Below are 10709 nucleotides of genomic sequence, written 5' to 3' on the forward strand. Positions count from 1 at the left end.
TCCTATAAACGCTCAAGAACAGCCAGTCGGTGCTAACATCGACTGGCTGTTTTTCTATTTACGTTTTTCAGCGTCCGCATAGGCTGGCATGTCAGCCACTTTCAGGTCAGGATGCATCGCTTCAATCTCTTTAATCAGCTTATCGAATACGTCCACAATGCCATTCCCAACAATGCCGCGAAATTTCTTATGTTCGTCTTCAGGCACTTTCCCCTGTAATGTTTTTACCTCGTTGTACATGAGGTTCGCGAGGTTAAGTGCCTTATCCCGATATTCTCTGGCAATCTCTTTATCTGAAAACATGCGCTCTCCTTGTCATTAAAGCCTTTTCTCCTCTCAGGATAGCCACCCTCTCCGAGCAGTTAAATCACGCGGGAAAATTGCTGCGTTCTGAGCTTGCTACGTAGATAGACATCAAAGCACATACAGATATTACGGATCAGCAACCGTCCCTTCGGCGTCACCACCAGCCCGTCAGCCTGACTATCGACCAGCCCATCGGCCACCAGCGGTGCCAGCAATGCTAAATCCTGCTCAAAGTAGGTTTTAAAATCGATAGCGTATTCCGCTTCAATGGGCGCATAGCTGAGCTGGAAATTACAAATGAGCGTCTTAATCACATCGCGGCGAAGACAGTCATCACGCGTCAGCTGTAACCCACGCCACAGGCCATTTCCCTGGTCTTTAACCTGCGCGTAATACTGCTTCAGCTCTTTCTGGTTCTGAGCATAGCTATCACCGATCATACTAATCGCCGACACGCCCATACCGAGAAGATCGCTATCGCCCTGCGTCGTATAGCCCTGGAAATTGCGATGCAGCTTCCCTTCTCGCTGTGCCACAGCCAGCTCATCGTCCGGCCGAGCAAAGTGATCCATACCGATAAACTGATAGCCCGACTGCGTCAGCGATCCAATCGTCTGTTGCAGAATATCCAGCTTTTGTTCCGCGCTCGGTAAATCCGCTTCTTTAATCTTGCGCTGTGCCGCGAACAGGCTGGGTAAATGCGCATAGTTAAAGACGCTAAGCCGGTGAGGGTTTAATTCCGCAACGCGCTGTAGCGTAAAGGCGAAGCTTTCCGGCGTTTGTTTCGGCAGGCCGTAAATCAAATCAATATTGGTTGAGGTGAAGCCTAGCGCTTTTGCCCGCTCAATAAGAGCAAAAATAAAGTCTTCATCCTGCTCACGATTAACCAGTTTCTGAACGTCTTTATTAAAATCCTGCACGCCCATGCTAAGGCGGTTGAACCCTTCAGCCCGCAAATGATCGAGGACGTCCAGCTCAATTTCTCGCGGATCGACTTCAAGCGACAGCTCAGCCTGATCGGAAAAAGAGAACAGCTCGCGCAGCAGCGACATCAGCCGACTAATTTGTACTTTATTCAGGTAGGTTGGTGTACCGCCACCCCAATGCAATTGCGTCACTGTTCGTCCGACGAATAGCGGCGCACGCTGGCGAATTTCCAGCTCCAACACATCAAGGTATTCATCCGCTTTATGCTGCTGACGCGTAACCAGCTTATTACAGCCGCAGAAATAGCACAGCCGATGGCAAAAAGGGATATGGATATACAGCGACAGCGGTCGCTGTGGATAACGGGCGATGGCATGCTGAAACGCAGGCTCATCGTAAGCTTCACTGAATTCTAACGCTGTGGGATAAGACGTATAACGCGGCCCAGAATAGTTATATTTTTGAATCAGGGCCAGATCCCAGTCAACGGACGGTATCGACATATTCGCTCACTCCTTCCAGTTTTTACTCGGTGGGTTATCCTTCCCCTCCTTCAGATCACCAAAAAATGGCGTTCAAAAACGCTCCCGGCGTTTTGCTACTCGTCTCATCCCTGAGACTCGCCCTAAAGGGCCGTCACCTTGTGACATTCAAAAACGCTCCCGGCGTTTTTGTCTTGGGCGTAGACGTCGAACCTGATTCACGCGCCCGTTAAACAGGGCGCGATGCAACCGGTGCTTACGCTTAGACAATAGCCATAGTTTACTGAACAGACAGAGCAGATAAAACGCAACCAGCAATATCAGGAACAGAAACAGCCATTTCATTGATTAGAACGTGTCTTTCGGGTTATTACGTTTCAAAAGCTGCAGCATATCTTCCTGCTGCTCTTCTTCGTCATCATCACCCAGCTCGATTCCAAGCTCTTCCATCAGGATGTCGATACGATCCAGCGTTTCATCAACCCATGATTGTTCTTTGGCGCTCAGCGTCTCGCCGCTATCCAGACGATCCAACAAGGCATCCAGACGCGTATCGTTTTCTAACATTTCCAGCTCTTCTTCCGGTGACATCGTCGGCTTAGTAACAACGACTTTCTCCACAGGTTCAGAAGGCTTCGACTTAGGCTTCGGTTTAGCGATATCGCTATCCAACACGCCAAGCTGTACAGGCTTTTTGCTGCCGATACGCGGATCGGCGACTTTACGCTGACCAGAGCGCTGATCGGCGGATGCTTTTTCCTGAGTTCGGCTGCCCGACGCGTGGCCACGATGCTTTTTATCTTTTTTCCGTTCGCGCGCTTCACGCTCCAGCTCTTCGCGGGTCTTTCTTTTTACTTTGGGTTTCCCTGCCTGATCGGCAGCCCCTTTGACAGGTCGGTTCATAATATTGTTCTCAGGTACACAGATATAAGGGAAGTGCGGCGGAATCTAGCAGAAAGCCCGCGAATAAAAAAGCGTCCACATCAGACAGCTGGGCTTTTCTTTTCGCATCAGTCTGCTGCATTTCGAGACAGATAAAGCCGCCTTTATTGTCAGTTACAGGTATAATCCCCAACCAGACAGAGATCCAGATAGAGATAACTACCGTGACCCAGCAATATAACTACCACATGACGCGTTTTATCATCAGCGCCCCGGATATTCGCCATCTGGCAACAGATAGCGGTATTGAAGTGGCCTTTGCTGGGCGCTCTAATGCCGGAAAATCCAGCGCACTGAACACGCTGACCAACCAGAAAAACCTGGCACGAACCAGTAAAACGCCGGGCCGTACTCAGTTGATTAACCTGTTCCAGGTGGTAGACGGCGTGCGTTTGGTCGACCTTCCCGGCTATGGCTACGCCGAAGTACCGGAGCAAACGAAGATCAAATGGCAACGTGCGCTCGGTGAATACCTGCAAAAGCGTAACAGCCTTAAGGGTCTTGTTGTGCTGATGGATATTCGCCATCCGCTGAAAGATCTCGATCAGCAAATGATTCAGTGGGCTGTCGATGTTGAACTTCCAGTCTTAGTGCTGCTGACCAAAGCCGATAAGTTGGCTTCAGGCGCACGTAAGACACAGTTGAATATGGTGCGCGAGGCTGTCTTGCCATTTATGGGTGATATTCAGGTCGAAGCATTTTCGTCACTGAAAAAACTCGGCGTCGATAAACTACAGCAGAAATTGGATAACTGGTTCAGCACTCTGCCACACGCTGAAGAAGAACAAGAAGCAGAATAATCCTTTACGTGGTGCAGTGTATCATCACTCGCATCACGCCCTCACTTTCCCGCAATGATCGCCCACCAGAGATATTCTTCACACTAGAAACTGTGCTGACCCACTGCTATCTATCAGGCAGTTACTGACATTTTGAGGGTAAAAATCCTGGATAAGGCCCATAAAAAACGCCCCGCTCAAAACTGAGCGGGGCGGCTAATATTCAGCCAAATCCGATTACGTGAAGTAAAAGGTCTGAAAGATAGAACATCTTACCTCTGTACCCTACGTCTTTAACTCTACCCTATTTTTTCACGGGAACAAAGGCTTTTTTGTTGTTTACTTTCATAGAAAATGGTTATCGATTACACAAAGTTAAACCAGGTCACACAATACTGTTATTTAATTACAGAAATAGCATAAAAATCGGCCATTAATGTGCTTCATCCCAGTTCATGCCCGTACCGATGTCTACCTGTAACGGAACATTCAATTGCATACAGCCTTCCATTAATGCTTTGATTTTACTAATGGATTCCTCAATAACCGAATCATGAATCTCAAAAACCAATTCATCGTGAACCTGCATGATCATCTTCACCTTCGGCGTGTCTTTCTGTAGCCAATCGTCAATCGCGATCATCGCTTTCTTAATAATATCAGCAGCAGTGCCCTGCATTGGGGCGTTAATCGCCGCACGTTCCGCGCCTTTACGCGCCATCGCATTACGAGAATGGATATCTGGCAGGTAGAGACGGCGACCATCCAAAGTGGACACATAGCCATGCTCAGCAGCCTGTTGGCGCGTCCGCTCCATGTAATCCTGCACACCTGGGTAACGCTCAAAATACAGGTTCATGTACTTCTGCGATTCGCTACGCGGAATATTCAACTGACGCGACAGGCCAAACGCGCTCATGCCGTAGATCAGGCCGAAGTTGATCGCTTTCGCACTGCGACGCTGTTCGGATGTCACCTTATCCAGCGCGATGCCAAACACTTCTGACGCCGTTGCCCGGTGGATATCCAGCCCGTTCGCGAACGCATTCAACAGCCCTTTATCCCCCGATAAGTGCGCCATGATGCGCAGTTCGATTTGCGAGTAGTCAGCGGCAACAATGCTGTAGCCTTTAGGTGCAATGAATGCCTGACGAATACGGCGCCCTTCGTCATTACGCACAGGGATGTTTTGCAGATTCGGATCGCTGGAAGACAAACGCCCAGTCGCAGTAACAGCCTGATGATAAGACGTATGCACACGCTTCGTCGCCGGATTGATCATCAGTGGCAATTTATCGGTGTAAGTAGATTTCAGCTTGGCTAAGCCACGATATTCCAGGATCAGCTTCGGCAGAGGGTAATCCAGCGCCAGTTCAGCCAACACTTCCTCATTGGTTGATGGCGCGCCTTTTGGCGTTTTCTTCAGAATCGGCAGCTTTTGCTTTTCATACAGAATGCCCTGTAGCTGCTTGGTCGATGAGAGATTGAATTCTTCACCCGCCAGCTCATACGCTTGGATTTCCAGCTCCGCCAGACGGGTTGTGAGCTCTTTTGAGTGTTCAGCCAGAATGACGGGATCGATCAGTACGCCTGTACGCTCGATACGGGATAAAACCGGCACCAGCGGCATATCGATAGTCTGGAATACCTGACACAGATCGGCATGCGGCTGGAGTTTCCCCCAGAGCTTCTGGTGCAGATGCAGAGTAACGTCCGCATCCTCGGCGGCATAAGGCCCAGCCTGTTCCAGCGCAATCTGATTAAACGTCAGCTGATTCTTACCCTTACCCGCGATCTCTTCAAAGGTAATGGTTTTATGATTCAAATAGCGTTCGGCCAGGCTATCCATATCATGGCGACCCGCCACGCTGTCGAGTACATAAGATTCCAGCATGGTATCAAACGCGATGCCGCGTAAATCGATGTCATACCGCTGCATCACGCCTTTATCAAATTTGAGATTCTGGCCAATCTTAAGCAGCCTCTCATCTTCCAGCAGCGGTTTGAACAAGGCCAATACCTTGGTGCGATCCAACTGTTCCGGTGCATCCAGATAGTCATGTGCCAATGGCAAATAAGCCGCTTCACCCGGCTTAATCGCAAATGACAAACCAATCAGATTAGCAGTGAGTGTATCCAGCCCGTCGGTTTCCGTATCAAAAGCGAAAACCTCAGCCTGTTTTAAACGCTCAACCCAATCGAGCAACGTTTTCTCATCAAGAATCGTGACGTAACCGTCAGCAGAAAGCACGGGATTGCAATCCACTTCAGAGGATTTTTTTAGTGCGGATGAAGTCAATGACACGGTATTACAATAAACATTGCTGTGGTTGACAGCAGTCATCTTTGGCTGATTTATCGCTGGTGATACCGTGTTACAATAAACATTACTGTGGTTAATTACTATCTTATCCAACGCTGTTGTCGTTGTTTGAACAGGCTGGCTACTTTTCTTCCCCTGCATCCAGGTACCTGATTCGATATCTGATAACCAGCGTTTAAATTCATAACGGGAAAAGAGACGATGCAGCTCATCTACATCCAACTCATTAACGGTGAGCTGATCGCAGCTAAGCTCCAACTCGACATCCGTTTTAATCGTGGCAAGCTGATAAGAGAGGTAGGCCACTTCTTTATGTTGTTCCAGCTTCGGTGCCATGGTTTTTGCGCCACGGAAGGAAAGCTCAGCAATTTTATCAAGGTTGGCATATAGCGAATCCAGCCCACCAAGCCCTTGCAGTAGCGCCTGTGCTGTTTTTTCCCCCACGCCAGGTACACCAGGAATGTTATCCGATGCGTCCCCCATCAACGCGAGAAAATCGATAATTAGCTGAGGAGGAATACCATATTTATCACACACTTCCTGTGGGCCAAGAATGGTGTTATTCATGGTATTAATGAGCGTCACACTTGGCGTCACCAGCTGTGCCATATCTTTATCGCCGGTACTAATCAACACTGACTTACCCGCTTTTTCCGCCTGCACCGCGAGCGTGCCAATCACATCGTCCGCTTCTACGCCGGAAACCGCCAGAAGCGGCAACCCCATCGCTTTTACCATATTATGCAGAGGCTCTATCTGTTCGCGTAGATCCTCCGGCATGGGTGGGCGGTGAGCCTTATAGTTTTCGAACAGCTCGTCGCGAAACGTTTTCCCTTTCGCATCGAAAACAACAGCAACATGGCTGGGATGATATTGCAGCAACAAACTGCGTAGCATATTCAGTACGCCATACATTGCACCAGTTGCTTCTCCTGTGCTGTTTGTTAACGGTGGAAAAGCGTGATAAGCACGATACAAATAGGATGAACCGTCTACCAGTATTAAAGGATTTTCTGCAATCTGAGCCATAGCCTGCCGTGATCGTTGTGGTCTGTCATGGCGCTAAGCATGCCATAGGTCAGGGAAAGAGACGATCCTTAACGTAAGATATTGGCTAATTTTGCAAGGATCTTCGCAAGATCTATCTGTGGATAACTTTGTGAATAGTTTTATCCGCTTAATTGCTAATTTCCCCTATTATCTTAAGCCATTTTTTTATATTCATTAATTTCATTAAGTTATAATATAATATATTTATTTTTAAGGAATGATAACCGTCATCCTATTTGTGGATATAAACAAAAAGATAAATAGATATTGCGAGCTGATGAGATATAAAAGATAAGAAGATGAAAAACGGGAAGGTATACCCTAAATAATTCGAATTTCAGGAAGGCGGCAAGGTAAGGAACCCCGATGAGCATACTTGAGTAAGTGATTCGGGTGAGTGAACGCAGCCAACGCACATGCAACTTGAAGTATTACGGATATATAAAGTCATGCGGTTTTACCCGCATGACTTATTAAATAATTACTTCTTGGTAATGAGGAACTTCACCACGTCAGCGTACTGTTTTACATATCCATCCATTGAACTGGTATCAAGACCATCATTCTTGATCATATATTTACCGTTAACGAACATGGCTGGAACGCCGCGTAATTGTAAATCTGCCGCCGCTTTTTCCTGCTGGGCAACCAGAGATTTCACAACAAAGCTATTAAGTGCACCATCAAACTCATCCGCACTCACGCCAGCTTTCACAAAGACTTCGCGAATATCTTCCGGTTTTTGTACGGTCTGTGTTTTCTGAACGGCATCAAACATCAGCGGGGTAATTTTATCTTCGACGCCCAGCGCCATAGCTACAGCCCATGCCTGCGTCAGATTTTTACCCAATGGGCCCAAGAAGTCCACGTGATAACGTGTCATCTTCGTACCCTCTGGTAACGCTTTTTTTACTGCATCTGGAACGTGGTAAACCTGTTCAAATTGATAACAGTGCGGGCAATAGAATGAGAAGAACTCAAGAACCTGAGGCTCTTGGGTTGCGGGTTTATCTAATTCTACATATTGCTTACCGTCAGAAAACTCTGCAGCAGAAGCACTAAATGCCAGAACAACGCCAATCAGCGCAAGCCATAATCTTTTCATAAATTTCACTCTCTCCATTTAATTTCAGTACATTGGCATTAGCTGTAGAGGAGACTCCTGCAACAGCTGAGTTTGCCCAATAAATATTGCCGTTTGCTTCAACCAGAAATCAGCATCCGTCATCCAGGGGAAATTTTTTGGAAAAGCAGGATCTTCCCAGCGACGAGCAACCCAAGCTAGATAATAAACCTGCCGCATCGCACGAAGAGGCTCAATCAGCGCGAGCTCTTTCTCCTGAAATTCCGCAAATTCGCTATAGGCTTCTAACAAGATATCCAGTTGAATACGTTGTTCACGACGATCACCATGCAACAGCATCCATAAATCCTGAATTGCTGGACCATTGCGGGCATCATCCAAATCCACAAATAGCGGACCATCACGCCACAAAATATTGCCTGGATGACAATCCCCATGCAGACGCAGTGGCCGCCAGTCGTTATGCCAATAAATTTCAACTGTATCAATCAGTTGACGGGTCGCTTGTAAAAAATCATGTCGATGTATTTTCGGTATTAGCGGACATGTCTCCAGCAGCCGATAAGATTCATGCAGATATTCATTTACCCCAATCGTAGGACGCTCGGTGAATAACGATTTCTGACCCGTCTGGTGAATTCGACCGAGAAAACGACCGACCCACTCTAGCTGATCTTCATTATCCATTTCATACTGCCGCCCGCCCACGCTGGGGAATACGGCAAAATGAAATCCTTCATAGACATTCAGCGTCTGCCCATTAAGCGAGATGGGGGCGACAATAGGGACTTCATCTTCTGCCAATTGCTGGGCAAAAATATGCTCTTCCTGAATCTGCGCCGTGCTCCACCGTTCCGGGCGGTAAAATTTCACCACGAATCGTTTACGATCTTCATCCGCAAACTGGTACACCCGATTCTCATAACTGTTTAATGCCGTCAAACCAGAATCAACGCGCAGCCCAACATCCAGCAAGGCATCCACGATCAGGTCTGGGAATAGCGTCTGGAAATTAAATATCGAACTATTCATCACGGCCACAAATGGTTAGAGGCGACGTAAGAGATATGCGTGCAATAGTTAGCATCATGAACGTGTTATTCCTTTCCACTAGTCTTTAATAACTCCCCGGGCACGAAGCAAAGCTGTCTTAAAATCTTCTTCGTAGTCTTTCTTCAAACCGGGGATGACTTGTTCTTTATTTGCATCACGCATTTTTAGGTGGTAAATAAGGATATCATCAGTTAGTTCATTTAACTGCCCCTCGAACCCCGCCTCCTGTGCAAGGTTTTGTAAAAATTGCACCAGACTTAAATCAGATTCTTTTTGCCAGGCTGGGTGCAACAGTTCAATAAGCTCATTAACGCGATGAAATTTCATTTTTTTCTCCTTAAAAACGATTTTTGCTCAATAAATTTCAAGATGCCGGAAATCGCTTGAACGATATTGAGCATATAGTGATAAAAATAACAGCCTTGCGCACATGAGGAAAGAACTTGGTCTTCAGAGGAAGTTTTTAGAGAATAACGCATAGTTTATCCCTCAAAGCATTCAGAACAGAAGAAAGTGAGCATAGATACTTGGAAAGTAAAATGATTACTGGCGTTATTCTCGCAGGCGGACGGGCAACACGCATGGGCGGGCACGATAAAGGTCTGATAGCACTGAACGGTGTGCCGCTATACCAGCACGTTCTGTCTCGGCTTAAAGCACAGGTCGATGAGGTCATGATCAGCGCTAACCGCAATCAGGCTGTGTATGCGCAAAGTGGCTGCCGCATTATTGGCGACTTTGATACAAGCTTTCCAGGCCCGTTGGCAGGTATTCTGAGTGGGTTATATGCCTCTACATCAGAATGGGTCGTATTTGTCCCTTGCGATGTCCCAGCTCTCCCCTTCGATCTGGTGCACTGCTTGTGGCAAGCACGTGGGGAAGCAAATGCGGCTTATGCCACAGACGGAGAACGTCCACATCCCACATTACTCTTAATTAATAGAAACCTTATTGAGTCGCTGGAAGCTTATCTGCATCTTGGAAACCGTAAGCTGATGCTATTTATGGAACAGGTTAGAGCAAACGCCGTTTCATTTAACGAGCAGCCTAAAGCCTTTCGCAATATGAATTCGCCTGAAGATTTATCCAATTGGGAGGATCAACACCGTGAATCCTAATCGTGTCCCCTTGCTCGCTATTGTTGCTTATAGTGGTACAGGTAAAACGACATTACTTAAACACGTCATCCCGCTACTGACTAATCATGGTGTTCGAATCGGACTCATTAAGCATACGCATCATCAGATGGATATTGATACGCCAGGTAAAGATAGCTATGAGCTCCGTAAGGCAGGCGCAGCACAAACGATTGTCGCCAGCAGCCAAAGGTGGGCGCTAATGACGGAGACTCCTGATCAGGAAGAACCAAATATTTACCATCTAGCTGGGAAAATGGATGCGTCTACTCTCGATCTGGTGCTGGTTGAGGGGTTCAAACATGAGAAGGTCGCTAAAATAGCCTTATTTCGCCAATCGTTGGGTAGAGAATTAAGTGATTTGATCGATGAGTATGTCATCGCGATTGCAGCAGATGGTGAGATTGACACCATGCTTCCAGTGCTTGATATCAATCAACCAGAGCAGGTTGCTACTTTTATCCACCAATGGCTCAAAAATAATAATCTGTAGTGCGGAATAGACAACCGTTAACACTGAACCATTGGGTAATGTCTAGCAGAAAATGGGCTTCTGAACCCAAAAAAACCAACCCCTACCATGCGCTGTATCCATCATGTGATCTGCAGGTTTTTGTAAATCCACCC

Annotated in this window: 11 protein-coding genes; 3 read left to right on the forward strand and 8 right to left on the reverse strand. The window is 47.2% G+C overall.

Translation table 11 applies throughout. The features are described from left to right. Positions 1–54 precede the first annotated feature (54 nt). The 4 genes from K7X24_RS09035 to yihI form a co-directional block, all read right to left on the reverse strand. The gene (locus K7X24_RS09035; RefSeq protein ID WP_161530262.1) at positions 55–303 is read right to left on the reverse strand and encodes a hypothetical protein; all 249 of its coding nucleotides are present in this window, start codon (positions 301–303) and stop codon (positions 55–57) included. Between the two features lie 59 nt (positions 304–362). Next, positions 363–1736: an oxygen-independent coproporphyrinogen III oxidase gene (gene hemN / locus K7X24_RS09040; RefSeq protein WP_103862861.1), complete on the reverse strand. Its 1374-nt coding sequence runs from the start codon at positions 1734–1736 to the stop codon at positions 363–365. A 147-nt stretch (positions 1737–1883) separates the two neighbouring features. Further along, positions 1884–2060: a hypothetical protein gene (locus tag K7X24_RS09045; protein ID WP_162847971.1), complete on the reverse strand. Its 177-nt coding sequence runs from the start codon at positions 2058–2060 to the stop codon at positions 1884–1886. A gap of 3 nt (positions 2061–2063) precedes the next feature. Further along, a complete protein-coding gene (gene yihI / locus K7X24_RS09050) occupies positions 2064–2618 on the reverse strand; it encodes a Der GTPase-activating protein YihI (protein WP_103862862.1) in 555 nt (184 codons plus the stop codon). Between the two features lie 203 nt (positions 2619–2821). On the opposite strand from yihI, the gene yihA reads away from it, so the two are divergent. Next, positions 2822–3457 carry a ribosome biogenesis GTP-binding protein YihA/YsxC gene (yihA, locus tag K7X24_RS09055; RefSeq protein WP_103862863.1) on the forward strand — a complete coding sequence of 212 codons (636 nt, stop codon included), beginning with the start codon at positions 2822–2824 and terminating at the stop codon, positions 3455–3457. Positions 3458–3869: 412 nt separating this feature from the next. On the opposite strand, the gene polA is transcribed toward yihA, so the two are convergent. The 4 genes from polA to K7X24_RS09075 all read right to left on the reverse strand — a co-directional run bounded on the left by polA (position 3870) and on the right by K7X24_RS09075 (position 9273). Further along, entirely contained in the window at positions 3870–6788 is a 2919-nt protein-coding gene (gene polA / locus K7X24_RS09060) for a DNA polymerase I (RefSeq protein WP_224554410.1), read from the reverse strand. Between the two features lie 502 nt (positions 6789–7290). After that, positions 7291–7914: a thiol:disulfide interchange protein DsbA gene (dsbA, locus tag K7X24_RS09065; protein ID WP_224554437.1), complete on the reverse strand. Its 624-nt coding sequence runs from the start codon at positions 7912–7914 to the stop codon at positions 7291–7293. Between the two features lie 24 nt (positions 7915–7938). Beyond that, positions 7939–8925, reverse strand: coding sequence for a serine/threonine protein kinase (locus tag K7X24_RS09070; protein ID WP_224554412.1), 987 nt, complete (start codon positions 8923–8925; stop codon positions 7939–7941). A gap of 78 nt (positions 8926–9003) precedes the next feature. Then, positions 9004–9273, reverse strand: coding sequence for a YihD family protein (locus K7X24_RS09075; RefSeq protein WP_224554414.1), 270 nt, complete (start codon positions 9271–9273; stop codon positions 9004–9006). Positions 9274–9485: 212 nt separating this feature from the next. On the opposite strand from K7X24_RS09075, the gene mobA reads away from it, so the two are divergent. Both mobA and mobB read left to right on the forward strand, forming a co-directional pair. Beyond that, entirely contained in the window at positions 9486–10064 is a 579-nt protein-coding gene (mobA, locus tag K7X24_RS09080; RefSeq protein ID WP_224554416.1) for a molybdenum cofactor guanylyltransferase MobA, read from the forward strand. Beyond that, positions 10054–10575, forward strand: coding sequence for a molybdopterin-guanine dinucleotide biosynthesis protein MobB (gene mobB / locus K7X24_RS09085; protein ID WP_224554418.1), 522 nt, complete (start codon positions 10054–10056; stop codon positions 10573–10575). The genes mobA and mobB overlap by 11 nt, the downstream gene beginning before the upstream one ends. Positions 10576–10709: the final 134 nt, after the last annotated feature.

It is taken from the genome of Pectobacterium versatile, from assembly GCF_020166435.1.
Lineage (GTDB): Bacteria > Pseudomonadota > Gammaproteobacteria > Enterobacterales > Enterobacteriaceae > Pectobacterium > Pectobacterium versatile.